Origin of the sequence: Pseudomonas sp. B3G-3 (assembly GCF_028640915.1) — a bacterium.
Lineage (GTDB): Bacteria > Pseudomonadota > Gammaproteobacteria > Pseudomonadales > Pseudomonadaceae > Aquipseudomonas > Aquipseudomonas chlororaphis_I.
In genome coordinates this window covers 66,496-83,810 of sequence record NZ_JAQZAB010000111.1, presented here as the reverse complement: position 1 = coordinate 83,810, position 17,315 = coordinate 66,496, and the positions used below count along the sequence as shown (strand labels likewise).

The window sequence follows — 17,315 nt, the reverse complement described above, 5'->3', positions numbered from 1 at the left end:
TAGGCGGCCTCTATGCGCAAGGCTTTGATCGTCGGAATTGATCATTACCAACATATCAACCCCCTCAGCGGATGTGTCAACGACGCCCATTCGGTCAAGGCCGCGCTGGAGCGTAACGCGGATGGAACTGTCAACTTCCCCACACCTCGGGTCATAACGGGGACCGGACCGCACGATATCGTGACTCGCCAAGAGCTCAAAGATGCTGTCCGAGAGCTGTTCAAAGGCGACTCTTCCATTGCACTGTTCTACTTCGCCGGGCACGGCTATATCGAAGACACAGGTGGTTTCCTGTGTGCCGGCGATTGCAGGACTGGTGATGACGGCCTGTCTTTGGCAGAGGTGATGACAATCGCTAGTAAGTCTGGAGCGAAAAACAAAGTCATCATCTTGGACAGTTGCCATAGCGGCATTGCAGGAAACTCTGCTCACACCGGTGCACTCGCTGAAATCCACGAAGGTATGACCATACTGACCGCCTCCACGGCGGACCAGTACGCGATGGAGGTACCAGGTGGGGGAGCGGGTGTCTTCACGAACCTGTTTGTCGATGCGCTGGGAGGTGCAGCAGCAAATCTACTGGGAGAAGTCACGCCAGGCAGTGTTTATGCGCACATCGACCAGTCCTTGGGACCGTGGGCTCAGCGCCCGGTCTTCAAAACGAACGTGAAAACGTTCGTATCGCTGCGCACGTCGGCGCCGCCAATCAGTCTGACCGACTTGCAGGCTCTGACCACCTACTTCCCAAGCCCCGACTTCGAGTTTGAACTCGATCCGTCGTTTGAACCCGAACGCCTGCAGGAGCAGCGTGACGACCCGTCCATTCCGCCGCCGGACCCGCAGAACAATGCTATCTTTGCGATTCTGCAGCGGTATGTGAAGGTCAACCTGGTGCGCCCCCACGGCGTATCCCACATGTGGCATGCCGCTATGCAAAGCAAGTCATGCAAGCTAACGGTACTGGGGCAACACTACTGGCGTCTCGTCAATAAGGGTCTGATCTAAGAGGTAGGAATGACCAATAGAAGCCCATCGCGCTCCCGAGAGGCGCTGATCGAAGAATTGGCTGCGATCGAGCATGAACGATGGGCTCATTGGCAGAACTATCTGCACCAGCAATGCCATCGGAATCCCGATGGCTCCTTGCTTATACCTGCTGACCTTGTAGCGCGATGGGAAATCCAGATCGCTACGCCGTACGCCGAACTTAGCGAAACTGAAAAGAACAGCGACCGCGAACAGGTTCTTCGGTATCTCCCAATTGTCGACCGTTCTTTCGGCTCCGATCCCAAAAAGCCTTAGCCTTGGTCGGGCAACATACACGGCACATGCCCGTTGCAGTGGCGCCAAGTGTCACAGGAGTGTGGAGCGTTACGACTTCAGGCTCAGCCGCGCCGGAGAACATGCACGTGCCTTCCGTCAGACTTGAAGGGCAAGCTGGTGCGCGACGATTTTGGCGAATACAACGCCAGTTTTGAACTCGACGTAACCGAGATCGGTTGCATGGCCCATGCGCGGCGCAAGTCCTTCGAGCGGCATGCCACCGCCAAGAGCCAACTCGTCGAATAGGCCCTGCGTTATATCCAGTTGCTTCACGAAATCGAACGTGAAGTCTACGATCTAGAGCTGGATTTGCGGCGTCGAAAGCGGCAAGAAAAGCGATACCGGTGATGGATATGCTGCATGCTCGGATGATTGCCCTGCGTGATCTCGCACCTGAAGCCTCAGCCGTCATCAGCGCATTGGATTACAGCCTGAAACGCTGGGCAGCGCTGCGTGCTACCTTGATGACGGGGCCGTACCCATTGACAATAATTGGCCAGAGAACCAGATCCGGGCGTGGGCTCTTGGATGCAAGAACTGGCTCTTCGCAGGGTCGCTACGCAGCGGCCAACGGGTGCTCATCTTGAAACTTCACATGGAAGACTTGGAATGACTCGAATTATGGAAATCCTGATGTACACCTTAAAGCCAGGATCGGGATTGGACTTTCATCAAATAATGCAGAGTGTAAGTGTTCCACTTCACCTAGAAGCTGGCATAGATGTCGTTTCTTATGGCTGCTCGTTGCATGATTGTGACAGCTATCACCTGATTCGCTCCTATGAAAGCGAGAGCCATCGCCAAGCATCTCAAGATGCTTTTTATGCAAGCGCTGCCTGGAAACAGGGCCCGAGAGAAGACATTATTAGTCGGATTGAAATCAGCACAACGACAGTTATGGCACTCGATCAAGACGTAATTGATGCCATCAGAGCTTCCGTAGATCTATCTAGCGCGGAAGCTCGATCCTCGTAGCTGACAATCGACAAAGGCAGACCCCGTGGCCTAAAACTCGGGGATCAGGTGGACGTGTTGGCCGGACGGTTACGTTGGAGGCAACACCCTACACGAGTCAGTCCATCCGTGCGTAATACCAGCACGGTTCCTCCGTACCAACTCCTTGCATGACGGTCCACTACGAAAGCCGTCCCAGGTAGTCCAAGCATGCGCACCTTCCGAATCTTTTTGTCCTCTCCTGGTGACTGTGAGGCCGAACGGGCCGCCGCTTTTACCATCATCGAGCAATTGAACGCCGATCCGCTAATCACGCAGTTTGCACGGCTAGAGGTCGTTGCCTGGGATTGGGGCGCGGGTGTTCCCTTCGATGCTCTCGCTTCCCCTCAGGTTTCAGTCAACGATCGCATGCCAGTGCCAGAGGCGTGCGATGTCTACATCGGCATCTTCCGCAGCCGGTTCGGCTCCCCGATTCCAGCCAACGAGTTTCGTAAAGACAACGGCGCGCCATTTCTATCGGGAAGCGAGTACGAATTTGACAGAGCCTGGAAGGCCAGACGCTTGGGTGGAAAAGCACCAGAAGTCTATGTCTATCGACTGCGCGGTCCTTCCCCGGCCACAAGTGATGCAGAACAGCTACGTCGACTGAATACCTTCTTCGACTCTCCCCCGTTCAGAGATCAGGGCCAGTGGGTGGGTTCGGTCAACTACTTTGACGATACAGCCGGCTTCGCAAGCCAACTGGCAGGACACCTTCGGGTGATCCTGAGCAAGTCGCACCCGCGCGCAAAGCAATCCCTTCGGGACTGGCTAGAGAGCAAAGCCCAACGACTACAGAGCGATGCTGGCCCTCGTTACACACGCGAGTCGCACGTTGAGTCAGATGCGAGCAGCTACTTCGATTGGCTTCTGAGCCGCGATTGCGTTGTCCAAGAGATTGATCACAAACTCTGCGCACTTTGGGAGGAGATCCAGTACCCCGAGTTTGAGCCATTCCTCGAAGAGATGCGCCAGCTTGCAAGGGAGCTCCGTGAGTGCCCCTTCAGTTGTCCTAACCCGACACGTATCGAGCAAACTCAGACTGGCGTTTACGCCGCGGCGAGGAGGCTGGAACGTTCAATCGACATTGGAAGCCAGCATCCCTCTGGCCTGACCATACATCGGGTGCGCGATATCATCGCCAAAGTACAAGACGTACTAGAGGCCAATGAGCTCAATTCGACGATTGCCGCGCGGCGGGTTCTGGTCGTCACCGGCCCCGCGGGTCAAGGTAAGACCCACACGCTGGTTCATGAAGTACAAAGCGTTCTGGCTTCCGGCGGAATTGCCCTTGGCACGCTTGGACAGACACTGGCGAGCGGCACGGATCTTCGAACAGCCCTGGCGCAAAGCTGGGGATATGCGGAAGCGTCCTTCGATGAGATGCTCAACGCCATGGAACAAGCTGCTGCCGAGTCTGGGCGGCGCGCGTTGATCATGATCGACGCACTCAATGAGACGCCGAATCGCACTCGTTGGAAGAACGAACTCAATGGTCTGATCGTTGATATTCTTCAGCGCCCGCACCTGACGTTGGCCCTGAGCGTGAGATCCGACTACAAGGCCCACGTTCTTCCTGAGGTCGACCCTGCTCGTCCACTATGGACGGAGCTAGAACATCACGGCTTTTCGGGTATCGAGCCCGAAGCGATGGAAGCTTACTGCGCGCACTACGGGGTCAAGGCTCCGGTAGCTCCGTTGATTGGCGAACTCAGCAACCCGCTCTACGTCCAGTTGCTGGTGAAGAGCCTTGTCGGGCGTCCCTCTCCCTCACATTGGTTACCATCTTGGCTAGATGTCTGGGGCGCATGGATTTCCCGTCTGGAGGCCGACGCTCAAGGACGATTTGCACTCGACCCATCTCGGGCCAAACCAGTCAGGCGAATCCTGAACAAGATTGCGGGAGCGATGCTGGAGGCCAACAAGTATGAGCTTCCACGCAGCATTGCCGATGAGATTGCTCGAGCTACCGCGGGCAACGATGAACTCGTAGGCTTCCTGTGCTCAGCAGGAGCATTGATGACGCGTATCGATGACGACGATGAGGTTGTCGAGTTCGGCTTTGAGCGATTGTCTGATACCTTCATTGCTGATCGATTGCTGAATCAGCTGTTTGAAAATCACTCTGATCAGGAACCCCGACGAGAGGCGCTCAGGAAGGCGATCGCACCTGGCGGTAAGCTCTCATGGCTTGCTGTTCCGGGACACGATAGTGTTGCTCTGTCGTCGCGCAGGGCTGGCTTATTGACGGCGTTGTGCCTGGCGGTGCCAAAGACTGCCGGGATTGAACTGCCCAGTTTGATCGCGGAGGCCCAGCCCCGGAGCAAAGAGGAGGTCCTAAGCGATTTGCAACTCTGCCGGGCCTTCGTCGATAGCATGAGATGGCGATGCGCTCCGTTTGAGTTCGCCGGCGACAGGCCCGCGTTGTGGGCGATGTATCGACGGCTTGGAGCACGCCTTGCACGCAATGATGATCTTGACGAGCTGATTCGCCTCGCCCTCATTCCTGGTCATCCATTTGCGATGGAGCGCTACCTGCATCCCCGACTACAGCGGATGCACTGTGTAGGGGCTCGTGATGCGTTTTGGACGATCAGACTGACCGATCCCTGGTTTGAAGAGGGCTCTAATCTGTCTGGGGTCGTGCGCTGGGCGAAGGTGTCGGATCTATCAGGTATTGACGCCGGGCTTGCTCTGGTCTCAGCCCGACTACTCGCATGGGCGAGCGCGAGCTCCCAGCAGCAACTGCGCGACGATGCCATCAGAGGTCTGGCTCGCATACTTGTCGCCTGCCCAAGCGTGCTCTCGGTCATACTCGACGAATTCCTACACGTCAATGACGACTACATCCTGGAAAGTGTTCTGGCTGCGACATGGGGTGTACTCATCCATGGGGGGCATCGAGACGCCTGCACGCAGGCCGCTCACCAGGTCCAGGAAGCGATATTTGCACCGGAGGTTCCGCACTGCCACCTAACGATCCGCCACTACGCGCGCCGAATCATTGAAGTGGCCGCTGAAAACGGATGGATCACAGGTATAGACCTGTCGACCGTACGGCCACCGTACCGAAGTAGCCTGCCCCTAAATTCCCTTCCCACTGTTGATGATCTACGTGCCCAAAGCTCTTCAGGTGGCTTTTACAGAATTCTGGGCTCGGCAACAGATGGTGATTTCTACTGCTATGTCATGGGGGGGACGTCTGGAGGCAAACCCTTCTCGTCGCAACCCCTTTCAAGTTCGGCCGAGCCGGTTCGGGATTTCTCCAGTAGACGAGCACGACCGACTCAGGCGCCATCAGGAATCTTCGACATTGATTTGGCCTCACGCTTTGTCGTATGGAACTGCCTGCGTCTTGGCTGGACCGATGCGAGATTCAGCGGCTATGACACCGGGCCCTTCACACGTTCTCATGTCCGAATTGAACTCCCTGGCATCACAGAGCGGATCGGAAAGAAATACCAATGGATTAGTTGGCAAACCATGCTGGCATTCCTTACCGATAACTACCAGATGACACCCAGCTCAGGCCGTCAAGCAAGGATCTATGACTCGCCGGTGCAGATCAGCTACATCGAGTTGTTTGATCCTTCACGCTGGCTAGCAGCTCCTTCAAAAGGGGCTGTGAACTCCCTCGCCAATGACTTCTGGAGCATACCGAGCCTACCCGCCTGGCCACCGGCGGAAATGGACGCCATAAGGCGTTGGGGTGAAAGCGATATTGGTGACCTGCCAGCGATCGACATTATCAACCGAGAGCCTCCCGTTCCTGCTGAGTGGGGCAGTGGTCCATGGATCAGCGTCGTTGCCGAGCATGTCTGGAAGCGTCCGCTTGTCCCAGGCCTATGGGGCCTAGGGATGGAGCAGGATGTCGATATCTGGCTGCAACTTACTCCTGGCCTAGTCCTATCGAAAGATCTTCCCGCATTGTTCCAGGCGTTGGAAGATCCTGAGCAGAATCGGCACTTTCTTGGTTGGGGAAGGATCGATCTACCCTCTGATTGGGATGCTCGTCTCGCCGAGTGGCCAGGCCTGCAGGTTGACCCTGAAGAACATATAAATTTTGACCGTACCGACCTACCGGTAAACACGTTGCCATTAGCCGGACGCTGTGGAAATCCCGATCGCCAGGACGAGGAGGGGGAAATCATCCTTCCCACACCATTGCTCTTTCAGAACTGGGGCCTATCTTTGGATCTCCAGCATGGCGTAGTTCGTGCGGGAGACCAGGTCATATTCGGGTTGATGGGGCGCAACGCACTCGTCGCGCGTCGCGACGCCTTGATGGAGATACTAGAGCAAACCCAGTGCTCATTGGTGTGGTGGCTGCGCGGTGAACGAAAGGCAGCTATTCGAAGGCCAGGTGTGCCAGAGACCGAATTCCCAGCTTGGGTTGACTCCTATGGTATGGCCTACTTGGCACCAGACGGTCGGGCGCACGTGACCTGGTTAGCACGGGATCGCCGATCCGCATCTGAGCCGAAGAACCATTCTGAGGTTCCCATCTCAGGCAGCTAGTTTGCGCACGTAAATTTCGTGGTTGTGCCCCGAACTGCTCGCTGAGCGTTCGGGGCACTTGTTGGATTCTGATTGGATCAGAACGCTACGTTCAAGCCAACTTGACCATTGAGGCTGGTCAAGCCTGAGCCATCAAAGCTCTTCTCCAGACCGATATGAGCATTGATCGTCACGTTCTTGAGAACCTGGCCTTCAACGCCGGTTTGCAGACGAAGTGCTGTGCGGGGCAGGTCGTTGCTGAAACCCACATCATCCTGGCTCGTGACGTGCCTACTGGCCGATTTGGCCTCCTTGTGTGTAGACTGCCGATCACGCCGTTGCATGGTCGGCGCGCTGCCCATCCCTAGGGCCCATCGGGCCACAGCGAAGTGGAATCAACCTGCTTTTTCAACCCTAGGCTTAGCTCTGTGCGAGCGCCAGGGAAGGTGGATGGGCGTCTCTGGTGCAAATTGCATAGAGGACACAACCATGAGCGATTCCGCACTTCTCGGGCACCAGCTCGACACTATCCATCGCCAGGCCAAGCGTTTTTCGGCAAGGCTCGATCTACCGATCACTGCGTCCAAAGCCATCTTGGCAAAGGCCTTCTATCGGTGTGCCGATTGGAGTGATTTGGAAGGGCGTTTGAAGAGTTTAGATCCGGACGAGCATGTTCAGTTGCTGGCCGCTTTACCCCAATCCGCCAAAGCCCGTTCGTATTTCGATGAGAATTGTCGGGACCTTGCTCGGGCGTTGAGTCAGCACATGTTGACCAACACAAACCTGGCGGGCCTGCTGGAGCATGTCCAAGAGGTCTTTGCCATTAGGTCTGGCCCGATAACACTTCAGGACGTGCTAACTACGCTCACGATGCCGCATTGGCGCCCGGCGGATATTGGCCCTGACCCTTGGGCGGTGGTGGAATCCGAGGTGGTAGTCAACGGAACTCGCCTCAAGTTGGTCGGCACACGAACGTATTTTCCGGGGCATTACGACTTTGGTCCACTGCACTCACACGGTGAGTACGCTGAGCCGTTCGAAGGCAAACTCCGCGTTGTCTGGACTGACCCGGTGGCATGGCACCAGGCGGCTCTAAATTTTCTTGAGGACCTGGAAGCAGAGGATGTACAGCTTCCTGTCGTCGAACTCACCGAAGAGATGGCGCGACACGAAGAGTGGTTTGAGGTGGCTCTAGCAACTGGTGGTGTCGCTGAGTACCGCACGGGGGACGATGAGTTGGTACCGGCCATCCTGGTGGGCCATGATTGTTACGTCGTTTTTGGCTATCCAGTTGAAGCGAATCCAGGGGACGGCTCCAACATCGAGTTGGCGGCGGTCGACGACAACTTCAGCCACGTTGTGATGCTGGACGAGCACGCGGTATGCCTTGAGTGGATTGCGTATGACTTGGAGACCCGGAGGCATCCAGGTCAATTCAACGAATACTTCGAATCGCTTAGACAGTCCCTTCTGAAGGGCGAAGGCTTACCAGTCACTCCTCGCGATGACGGTCAACCAGGATTGCTCTTCGTTCGTCCTGCGACTACTTTCGACATCCAGCAGGAGTTGATGGTTGAATTCACGCACCTCGCAGATGAGGTCGCATTCGTATTGAAGACTTCAAATCTCGCCCTAGCCCGAGAGCTCCTAGGCAAAGTCGTAGCTCGAGATCTAATGGTATATGACCGTGCCGGGCGCCCCAGCTACGTCGCTCAATTTTCGGTGCCTAAGTCTGAGGGATTACCTGAGCTCAGCCTGACATTCGATTCTGAAAGCCCAGGCATGACGACCATGTCGAATCTGATCCGCAGTTCTTACGGAAACACGCGAGAAGATAGCGTTGAGCTTTTGGTAGAAGTCGCCCCTCAACTCTTGAGGTTGGCCGATAGCATCGGTAAGAAAACGATGGATACGGCGCTTAGCCACGGGTTGGTCCTGCGCCTTCCTGTGGGGTTCTTGGAGGAGCTGGATCAGCCGCCTGCGCGCTGTTCGCAGATTCCTAGTGTTCCAGACCATATCGTCAGCGTGCTGGAACGTCCGCTACTCGGTGATGGCTCTCTTTCCATACGTCGTGCGCGATACTTGCGGGACAACTTCTAGTCCGTTCTTTTGGGGCGCTGCAACAATATCCGATCTTGCGTGCGCCTGATGTCGACGCTCGTCCAGTGAGGGCGAGCGCCTAAATGTCAGTTGCAGGGGCTGTCCCGGAGGATAAAGGTCACTCAAAGCTATTCCTCTCCGGGGAAGATCGAGTTGATGCAGTCTACACAGAGTTCAAGCTGCCCCTTCATCATGGCCACGTTGAACAACTGCTGGAGCCGAGGGTGGGAAGCTTCGTTGCGCAGGAGACGTACGCTTTGCCAGCGCAGCTTGGCAGCGTCCTCGATGATGTTGTGCTTAACGAGCCAAGCGATCGCATCAGAAAAGCTGCGCTGGTGCGTTCATCTGCACACATTTCGCACGCGCAGCAGCTTCAACTGATCGCAACAACTGATCGCAGCCCAAGGTCATCAGCGGATAAAAAAGTAGTCCGTACGTGATTGCACCTTGGGCCGTCCGGAACAGGATTTGAACTTCATCAGGGACTGACGAGTCCAGTGTCACTGCCATGACATAGCGAACCCATTCGACCGAACCATCCCCCTCCTCATGGGGCATGTAGACACCTCCCCATGCAGGATCTAGTGCTAACCAGTTCTCGGGCGTGACCTGCTTCAAACCTGGGGAAATAGTCATCTGCGCGTCCTATGGTTTCGGCCTAGTGCCGAAGACTACCGGCGTCCTGCCCAGAGGCTAGCCGAAAGCTTGAATTCACACACAGCAGCGGCATCCGAACAACATCCGCAGTTGGGGGCAAACCAGCACCGCCGAGAACCAGCTCCACGCTAAAAAGTGCCAATATTTTTACACTATTTCGACTTCTTTGATGGAATATTAGCGCTTTGGGGCGGTCTCTAACCAAAGACCGAGGTCTGAAGCAGTGGAATACGAGCCGCTTGGGTGCTAATATTTTGGCTACATCAGCATAGAAGTGGAGGAATATTAGCGCCATGGCGAAGAAGACCGCCCCCCTAATGCCGTCGACCCAGAAGCTACTCGCTGAATTCGGTGAGCGGCTCAAACTCGCACGCCTGCGTCGCAAGATCACGGCCAAGCAGATGGCGGAGCGTTCAGGTATGTCACCGATGACGCTGCGCTCTCTTGAATCGGGTGGGCCTGGAGTAACCATGGGGGCCTACCTCTCTGTCATGCAAGTCCTCGGCATTGAAAAAGACCTCGCCTTGCTGGGTGCTGATGATGAACTTGGTCGCCGGCTTCAGGATTCACGTCTTGTGAAGGCTAGCGCCGCACCAACATCCGCCCGTCCCAGAACTGGTGTGGGGGATAGAGTTCGTGATTCTCGCGAGGGAAGGATAGTCAGTAAACCAAGCACTCACAAAGAGAGCGGTAATAGGTCAGGCAGCAGAGGCAATGTGCCAAGCAGTACCCATGTCGACTCAGACCGAACCGCTGCTGGGACCTCTCGAAACACTTCAAAGAGTCTTGCTTCTCTCTTGAGGCCCTCTTCTAAGAAGAGAGAGGAAGGGAGCAAAAAATGACGATGATCGGAGTGTATGCAGATTGGGATGGCCTGCCACAACCTCAACGAATAGGCCTTCTGAACTCCCGTAGGACTCGCGCGCACGAGACGTTTGAATTTCAGTACGACCCTGCAGCGCTTGCAGACCCCGTCATTGGCCAACTGGTTCTTGACCCAAAAATCCTCCTATTCGAAGGCCCCCAGTATCCCGCCGCGCCCCAAGACAGGTTCGGTGTGTTCGCTGACTCCAGTCCCGATCGATGGGGTCGTCTGCTTATGGACCGTCGCCTCGCACGGGATATCCGCACAGGCATTCGGACTGCCGGCACTCGACTGTATGAAACGGACTACCTGCTCGGCGTGCACGATCTCTATCGCGTGGGTGCCTTGCGCTACAAGCGAGAAGATCAGGGTGAATTTCTCGATGATACGGTTGGACTAGCGGCCCCTCCTTTTGCAGAGATTCGAGCGCTGGAACAGGCAAGTCGGGCGCTGGAGGAGGATCCGAACAACGAGGCTCAACAAGGCCAGGAGTGGCTAAGGATGTTGATCGCTCCCGGTGGCTCCCTGGGTGGCGCTAGGCCCAAGGCAAGCGTGGCCGATGAACAGGGACACTTGTACATCGCCAAGTTTCCGAGCACTCGCGATGACTATGACGTCGGTGGATGGGAGATGGTCGTCAATGCCCTGGCAGTAGGTTGTGGGCTGAATGTCGCAGCCGCTGAAGCACGGAAATTTGCGAGTGACCACCACTGCTTCATGGTTCGCAGGTTTGATCGCACCGATGACGGGCGACGTTTGCACTTTGCTTCCGCAATGACTATGACTGGTCATGTCGATGGAGATGATGCGTCGACTGGAGTCAGCTACCTGGAACTGGCTGAGGTACTTATCAGGCATGGCTCCCAGACCAATGCAGATCTTCGCGAGCTTTGGTCCCGAATCGTTTTCAACATTCTCGTCTCCAACACGGACGATCACTTACGCAACCACGGATTCATCCTGGTACCTGGAGCTGGGTGGCGCCTCTCTGAAGCCTACGACATGAACCCGGTGCCCTTTGCCGACGGCCTGAAGCTCAACATCACCGAAGTGGACAATGCGTTAGATCTGGAGCTCGCCCGCGAAGTCGCAGCGTACTTTCGATTGGATCTAAACGAGGCCGATGAAACCATCGAAGAGTTCCAAGGGATCGTTTGCCAATGGAGAACGGTGGCCAGAGGACTGGGCCTACCAGCGCGTGAGCAAGATCGGATGGCAGAGGCCTTTCGAGCTGCAAACGGCTGATACCTCACAATTGCGGTGCTGAAGCCTATAGATCGACTGATGCCCGAAGCATTTGGCTGTGCCCGCGAGCAGAAGGCTCCCATCTCAGGCAGCCAGGTTGTGCACATAGATCTCGTGGTTGCGCCCCGAACTGCTCGTTGAGCGTTCGGGGCACTTGTTGGACGCTGGTAGGGATCAGAACGCTACGTTCAAACCAACTTGACCATTGAAGCTGGTCAAGCCTGAGCCATCAAAGCTCTTCTCCAGACCGATATGAGCATTGATCGTCACGTTCTTGAGAACCTGGCCTTCAACGCCAGTTTGCAGGCGAAGTGCTGTGCGGGGCAGATCGTTGCTGAAGCCCACATCACCTTGGCTTGGCGTACTGAAGCGTGTACGGGTGCGATCACCTACGCGTTGCAGCAGATCGGTGCCCACCCAGGCCGTGCCAGGCACCTGATCGGGACCTTGCAGATCCTTGTTCAGGCGCGCGCCCACGCGTAACAGCGCGGTATTGGTGTTGGGGAACGTCACACGACTGGCAGCATCCGACCCATCGCGCAGGTTCAGGTGCTGGAATACCATCTGCGCCTGGGGCTGAAGATTCAGACCTGGTGTCAACTCGTAGCGGCGACCGGCTTCGAGCGAAGCTGCGACCCCATACCCGCCACTGGATAGCTTCATACCTTCTTTCGAGCGACTTTTACTTCCGTAGTAGGTGCCTTGGAGGACCGCATCGAGGTAGCCACCATGACCGTCCAGCCAGGTGCCGTAGAGCCCGAGGCTGTGGCCGGTAAAGTCGTTATCACCGGCGCGTGCACGAGTACTTGCGGCATCGACGTGATCTGACCATCCCTTGCTCTGACCAATTGCCCCATACAGACCTGCACGCATGGACGAATCACCGCTCTGGCTTCCGTAGAAGTCGCCTCCGATTTGCAGCGCAGTGCTGTTGGCTTCGTTCCTTACGCTGCGGCCTTGCAGTCCATTTCCGGCGCCGCGAGTGCGGTCATTCTGGGCGATGGCCCGCATCCACACGCGTTGATCCTGTCCAAGCCCCAGATCGGCATTGATGCCGCGGCGCTCATGATAGGTACCCAACACGGCATCTCCATACCGAAGGGCTTGCCCAGGCAGCACACTGTAGAGCGAGGTCTCCGCGCGGTAGTCCGGCCGAACCCCACCCGCACCGTCACGTCCGCTGACCAGGAACCAGGCCTCCGGTGAACCGTTACCGCCACGACGCAGGTTGTACCTATACGGCCCTGCCAGCACCGGCCTCCCGAGGGCGAAGGCGCTGGCTTCGGTTGTGCCTCCATTTGAGGTGATCACTACCGGGATGCCGGCGCCTGTGGTCAGATCCCCAAGGCCACCAGCATTGTGAATATGTAACAGCGACAACCCCGTCGCCGTCCCTCCATCGATCACGATCCGATCCGTGAGCGAGTTGTTACTGCCCAGCACGGCGTACAGATCAATGCTGCCGCCCTGGCCGTTCAGATTCGACACGGTCAGAGAACGAGTGGCGCTCATCGGCAGCGGCGGGGCGGTAAACCCAATTTTCCCCGCATTACTCAACTTGCCGACCACAGAGCTCGAGGTGATTGCCCAGGAGCTGGCCGCGTCCACACTGACATCCAACGATTGGGCACTTCCGGTCAGTTGGGCGCCGCCACGCAACTGTAGCGCGCTGCCGGGCAGGCCGAGGATGTTGCTGCGCAGCCGGGCGCCTCCTCGACGACCGTCGAGTACCAGACTCCCGCTGTCTACCCGAGTGTCGCCGGTGTACTGCGTAGCTCCGCTGAGCGTCAATGTACCCGCGCCAGTCTTGGTCAGTCCGCCGCTACCGGAGATGGCACCGCTGAATTCGGAGCTGTCTGCTTCGGTGGCGTTCTTGGCCGTCAAAACGGCGCTGCCCAGGGTGATCGCTCCTGCGCCGGTCAGCCGGTTGGCCAGTTGCTGGTGCCCATCGAGGTCAAGCGTTGCGCCGCGATGGATGACCACATCGCTGCTCCCCATGAACACATTGTCTGCACCCGCGCGCAACACACCCTCCTTGACGGTGGTGCTTCCGCTGTAGGTGTTGCCGGCGTTGGACAATACCAGCACCCCCTGGCCGGACTTGGTCAGGCTCTTGCCGTCCCAGCCGCTGGCGAACGAACCAGTCTGGTTGGCCAACGCGACGTCCACGTCAAAGGCTGTGTCGGCTGCCATCGTGAAATTGCCAGTTCCCAGTGCCTGGCCACCCTGGGTCCACGCCAGGCGAAACCCGAGGGTGTAGTCCTTACCGTCCGCGGACACGGCGCCTATCGCGGGGAGGTAGTCCGGACCCACGTGCTGCAGCGGGCTGTTGGCGAATTCCCCGGTGATTCCACCCGTAGTGCGCAACACGGTGTAGGCCTTGTCCTGCACCGCGCTGGCGCGTACCGGCGTGCTGCCGGCGTCGAACCCCCGAATACTGAGAGTTCCCGCCAATTCGGCTGTTTGGGCAGTGATATCCGGGGAGGCCCCCAGCGTGATTCCGAGGTTGGAACCTGCGGCCAGGGAGAATTTGCCGCCGACCACGAGTGCCGTCCCCTGTGCACCGATATCCGTGGTTGCCCCGCCAAAGGTCGTGAAATCACCTGTGGTCACGAATGCACCACCATGCTCGAAGCGCAGCGTCCCCTCCCGAACCTCTACTGCCCCGATCTTCGAGCCCGCACCGGCCAATCCCAGAGCGCCGGCGCCGGTCTTGACCAACGTGCCTGCACCGCTGAATGTCCCTTTGAAACTGCTACTTTCAGCATTGGACGCATTGTTGGCCGTGAGCGTGGCGCTACCCAGGCGCACGTTGCCTTCGCCGGAGAGCCGGTTGGCGATCTGATCATGGTCGTTGAGATCGAGCGTTCCGGCACGATTGACGCTCACTTGCCGGCTCGCCGCGAAGACATTGATGGCGCCCGCCTGCAGGGTGCCTTTGCTGATCGTTGTGTCGCCGCTATAGCTGTTGGCCCCAGCCAGGACCAACGTGCCCAGGTCGGTCTTTTCGATGCCGCCTGTACCACGCAGTACGGAAGCGATCGTCGCGGTGAAGCCGGCGCCGGCAGACGTCCCATCGCCCACCCGAAGGATGTTGTTGATCGGCGCCAAGCTGATCGGGTCGCCCTGGATACGATACCCATCGGTGGCGAACTGCATTCCGGAAGAAAGCACGTCGCCCAGGCTATTGTCGACGGTCACAACTCCGGCGGTACCAGTGAAAGTGGCGAAGCTGCCGCTGGCATAGGCGTCATTGACCGCACCCGCGGCGTCCGTCCAGTTGTTGTTGCCGCTTGCTGCTTGCCAGACCCCATCCCCTCCGTCTGCGGCGCCGTTGTACTTCGGACCCGCATCACCGTCCCAGAATGTCAGGTTCAGTCCGGCGCGGTTTACCAGGTTGACTTGACCTGGAACCGCCGTCATCACCTTGTTGTCGCTGCCCTCGGGGGTACGGCCCAGTACCAGCCCCTTGTCGGTGAGCGTGCCCCCGTAGTTGAACAGGCGATACAGCCCCGGGCCGAAGGTGCCACCTTCAGATACCGAAACGTTGAGGGTGCCGTCCAGGACGAGATTGCCGCTTACCTCCGTGAGGTCATTGAGCGCGCCGCCTGCGGTTCCGGCTTGGCCGAGCCTGTACTCCAGAACAGAGCTGCGGGTGAGCGTGAGGTCACCATCGATGGTGAGTGTTCCTGCCGGACCACCCTGGCTACCCGGCGCGAGAGTGCCGGCGTTCCTAACGTCGCCGACGATGGTGCCGCTCCCCGACAATGTCCCGTCCCTGTCCACGACGACCGTTGGAGACGTGAGGCTGCCATCTACAAACAGCCGGCCATTTGTAACAGAGGTACCCTTCGTGAAGCCTCCGATACCCTTCAGGGTCCAGTCTTCGCCCTGCATGGACAAGCGCTGCATGTTGTGGAACTTGGACAGATCCTCGGTGTTCCTGCCTTTCAGAACGAGGGTGTTGCTACCCGCACCGCCAAGCACATCTCCGACCAGCACCGAGCCGGTATCCAGGGTAAGGGTGTTGGAGAAGGGGTTGAACTGGTCAAACTCGATGGCATTGCCCCCACGACCGACAATGATGCCGGAGTTGAACACATCGCCATCGACCCCATTCAGGGCAATGCCAGTGTGCCCTTCAATCGTTCCAGAGTTGGACACAATGACCCGGCCCGCATCCGATTCCCTACGGGTCAGATTGCCCGAACCCGCGTACGACTCAGCAAGGCTGCCCCGACTGTAGATACCGTACGCAGTGCCTTTAATGGAGCCGGAAGCATCATTCTGTATAACGGTATCGGACGGCTGATAGACCTCGCCGATGTATACGCCAGTGGCTGAGCCCGCATCCTTACCGGTGCCGGTAATGAAGTGAGTGCCGTTGCCCTCAATAGTCCCGGCATTGAACAGCACGTTGTTGACGTTGAAGATACTGCGTACGTAGGCCACGCCGCCTGCGCCGCCGATGTACCCTCCAGCCAGGTTGGAAATCGGGCCGCCACCGTAGGACCAGATGCCGGCCGCACCGCCACCTTTCACGGTACCAGCGTTGATCACATGGAGGTCGGTAAACAGGTCGATCCCAGCGATTCCTGACCGGCGTCCCTCGATGGTAGCGTCGGCATCATTCTTCACGACGCTAGTACCGTGAAGCACCATAATGCCGTCGCCAGAAGAAAGCGTCCCAAGGATCTTGCCTCCAGGCAGGTTGTGAAGGCTGCTTGAAACAGTCGCCGTGGACCCGGAAGTGAGCCGAATCCCGGTATAGCCTCCCCTGATCTCGCCACTGTTGACGATATCAGCGCCATCGCCATGATTGGGCAGAGAGAAGGCCACCCCATTGAACTGTCCGTCAATGATGCCGGCGTTGTCCAACTGCACTGGCCCCGATCCACCAACGCCCGTGTATCCGTCGATGCGTGCGCCGGAGGTGTTGCGCACGCGCAGGCCATCAATCCCGAAGATCCCGTTGGAGCCGCTGATTACCCCTTCATTGGTGACTGAGCCAGGACCGTTTAACCGCACGGCGGTTTCGCCTTGAGCCTGGATTGTTCCCCGATTGGTGATCGCCCAGGTGTCGCCAGCTTCGCCCACCATTGCCTCATCTTTCCCTGTTGTAATCGTCACCCCGGCTTCGACCAAGACCGTTGTGCCAGGCTTGGTCAACCTCACTGTCGTGGTCCGGTCCGTGTTGATCTTCTGATCGAATTCCTGCGCTACGGCAGCACCAGAAATCACCAGCATTCCCAGGGCCAAGCGGACAGCCAGAGTGATCACGCGCAGTTCGCTGGGAGTTGTTCCCGAGAACTGGCGCGGATCGAGAGAACACATGGGGGTATGACCCGCGTTCACAGAGCACATGTCGATGCCTCAGTCTGGAGGTCAAACCTGTGAGCACTGTCGGGCCGAGGCCGGAACCATGGAGACCACATGCCTCATGGAGCCCAAGGTAAGGTTTGCCTCACGTTGATTCGGAGAGTACGGATGGGTTCGCTACCTGCCCGCAATGGCAAGCAACGATGTCAGCGTGGCGCAGGCGCTCGCAAAAAGCGGCTAACAATCCGACGTGGCGCGGCTCCGCATTGTTTCCGGTCAGTACTGAAGTCGCGCCTGAAGCTACGGCGGGCCTTCC

At 57.7% G+C, this 17,315-nt stretch carries 10 protein-coding genes and 1 pseudogene; 8 read left to right on the top strand and 3 right to left on the bottom strand.

Annotated elements, in window-relative coordinates:
* The first annotated feature begins 12 nt into the window (after positions 1-12).
* The 5 genes and pseudogenes from PVZ80_RS19175 to PVZ80_RS19150 all read left to right on the top strand — a co-directional run bounded on the left by PVZ80_RS19175 (position 13) and on the right by PVZ80_RS19150 (position 6,834).
* Positions 13-1,005 carry a caspase family protein gene (locus PVZ80_RS19175; RefSeq protein ID WP_273829687.1) on the top strand — a complete coding sequence of 331 codons (993 nt, stop codon included), beginning with the start codon at positions 13-15 and terminating at the stop codon, positions 1,003-1,005.
* A gap of 9 nt (positions 1,006-1,014) precedes the next feature.
* A complete protein-coding gene (locus PVZ80_RS19170; protein ID WP_273829688.1) occupies positions 1,015-1,302 on the top strand; it encodes a hypothetical protein in 288 nt (95 codons plus the stop codon).
* Between the two features lie 70 nt (positions 1,303-1,372).
* A pseudogene (locus PVZ80_RS33865) lies at positions 1,373-1,897 on the top strand (IS66 family transposase); the annotation flags it as partial.
* 35 nt (positions 1,898-1,932) lie between these two features.
* Positions 1,933-2,298, top strand: a complete 366-nt coding sequence (locus tag PVZ80_RS19155; RefSeq protein WP_273864397.1) for an NIPSNAP family protein — start codon at positions 1,933-1,935, stop codon at positions 2,296-2,298.
* 189 nt (positions 2,299-2,487) lie between these two features.
* Positions 2,488-6,834, top strand: a complete 4,347-nt coding sequence (locus tag PVZ80_RS19150) for an ATP-binding protein (RefSeq protein WP_273864396.1) — start codon at positions 2,488-2,490, stop codon at positions 6,832-6,834.
* Between the two features lie 77 nt (positions 6,835-6,911).
* Here the strand turns inward: PVZ80_RS19150 and PVZ80_RS19145 are convergent, their stop codons facing one another.
* Entirely contained in the window at positions 6,912-7,157 is a 246-nt protein-coding gene (locus PVZ80_RS19145; protein ID WP_273829691.1) for an autotransporter outer membrane beta-barrel domain-containing protein, read from the bottom strand.
* Between the two features lie 145 nt (positions 7,158-7,302).
* Between PVZ80_RS19145 and PVZ80_RS19140 the strand changes: the two genes are divergently transcribed.
* Positions 7,303-8,913: a hypothetical protein gene (locus tag PVZ80_RS19140; RefSeq protein WP_273864395.1), complete on the top strand. Its 1,611-nt coding sequence runs from the start codon at positions 7,303-7,305 to the stop codon at positions 8,911-8,913.
* A 318-nt stretch (positions 8,914-9,231) separates the two neighbouring features.
* Here PVZ80_RS19140 and PVZ80_RS19135 read toward each other — a convergent pair whose 3' ends face one another.
* Positions 9,232-9,549 (bottom strand): hypothetical protein, encoded by a 318-nt coding sequence (locus tag PVZ80_RS19135; protein WP_273864394.1) that lies wholly within the window; start codon positions 9,547-9,549, stop codon positions 9,232-9,234.
* A gap of 314 nt (positions 9,550-9,863) precedes the next feature.
* Between PVZ80_RS19135 and PVZ80_RS19130 the strand changes: the two genes are divergently transcribed.
* Both PVZ80_RS19130 and PVZ80_RS19125 read left to right on the top strand, forming a co-directional pair.
* Positions 9,864-10,412, top strand: coding sequence for a helix-turn-helix domain-containing protein (locus PVZ80_RS19130; RefSeq protein WP_273864393.1), 549 nt, complete (start codon positions 9,864-9,866; stop codon positions 10,410-10,412).
* Positions 10,409-11,680 (top strand): type II toxin-antitoxin system HipA family toxin, encoded by a 1,272-nt coding sequence (locus PVZ80_RS19125; RefSeq protein ID WP_273864392.1) that lies wholly within the window; start codon positions 10,409-10,411, stop codon positions 11,678-11,680. The genes PVZ80_RS19130 and PVZ80_RS19125 overlap by 4 nt, the downstream gene beginning before the upstream one ends.
* 174 nt (positions 11,681-11,854) lie before the next feature.
* Here PVZ80_RS19125 and PVZ80_RS19120 read toward each other — a convergent pair whose 3' ends face one another.
* Complete coding sequence (locus PVZ80_RS19120) at positions 11,855-17,014, bottom strand: autotransporter outer membrane beta-barrel domain-containing protein (RefSeq protein ID WP_273864391.1); 5,160 nt, start codon at positions 17,012-17,014, stop codon at positions 11,855-11,857.
* Between the last annotated feature and the right edge of the window lie 301 nt (positions 17,015-17,315).

Coding starts and splice junctions, on each gene's coding strand:
- PVZ80_RS19120 (WP_273864391.1), bottom strand. CDS start 17,014: ATGTGTTCTCTCGATCCGCGCCAGTTCTCGGGAACAACTCCCAGCGAA.
- PVZ80_RS19130 (WP_273864393.1), top strand. CDS start 9,864: ATGGCGAAGAAGACCGCCCCCCTAATGCCGTCGACCCAGAAGCTACTC.
- PVZ80_RS19125 (WP_273864392.1), top strand. CDS start 10,409: ATGACGATGATCGGAGTGTATGCAGATTGGGATGGCCTGCCACAACCT.
- PVZ80_RS19145 (WP_273829691.1), bottom strand. CDS start 7,157: ATGCAACGGCGTGATCGGCAGTCTACACACAAGGAGGCCAAATCGGCC.
- PVZ80_RS19135 (WP_273864394.1), bottom strand. CDS start 9,549: ATGACTATTTCCCCAGGTTTGAAGCAGGTCACGCCCGAGAACTGGTTA.
- PVZ80_RS19155 (WP_273864397.1), top strand. CDS start 1,933: ATGACTCGAATTATGGAAATCCTGATGTACACCTTAAAGCCAGGATCG.
- PVZ80_RS19150 (WP_273864396.1), top strand. CDS start 2,488: ATGCGCACCTTCCGAATCTTTTTGTCCTCTCCTGGTGACTGTGAGGCC.
- PVZ80_RS19175 (WP_273829687.1), top strand. CDS start 13: ATGCGCAAGGCTTTGATCGTCGGAATTGATCATTACCAACATATCAAC.
- PVZ80_RS19140 (WP_273864395.1), top strand. CDS start 7,303: ATGAGCGATTCCGCACTTCTCGGGCACCAGCTCGACACTATCCATCGC.
- PVZ80_RS19170 (WP_273829688.1), top strand. CDS start 1,015: ATGACCAATAGAAGCCCATCGCGCTCCCGAGAGGCGCTGATCGAAGAA.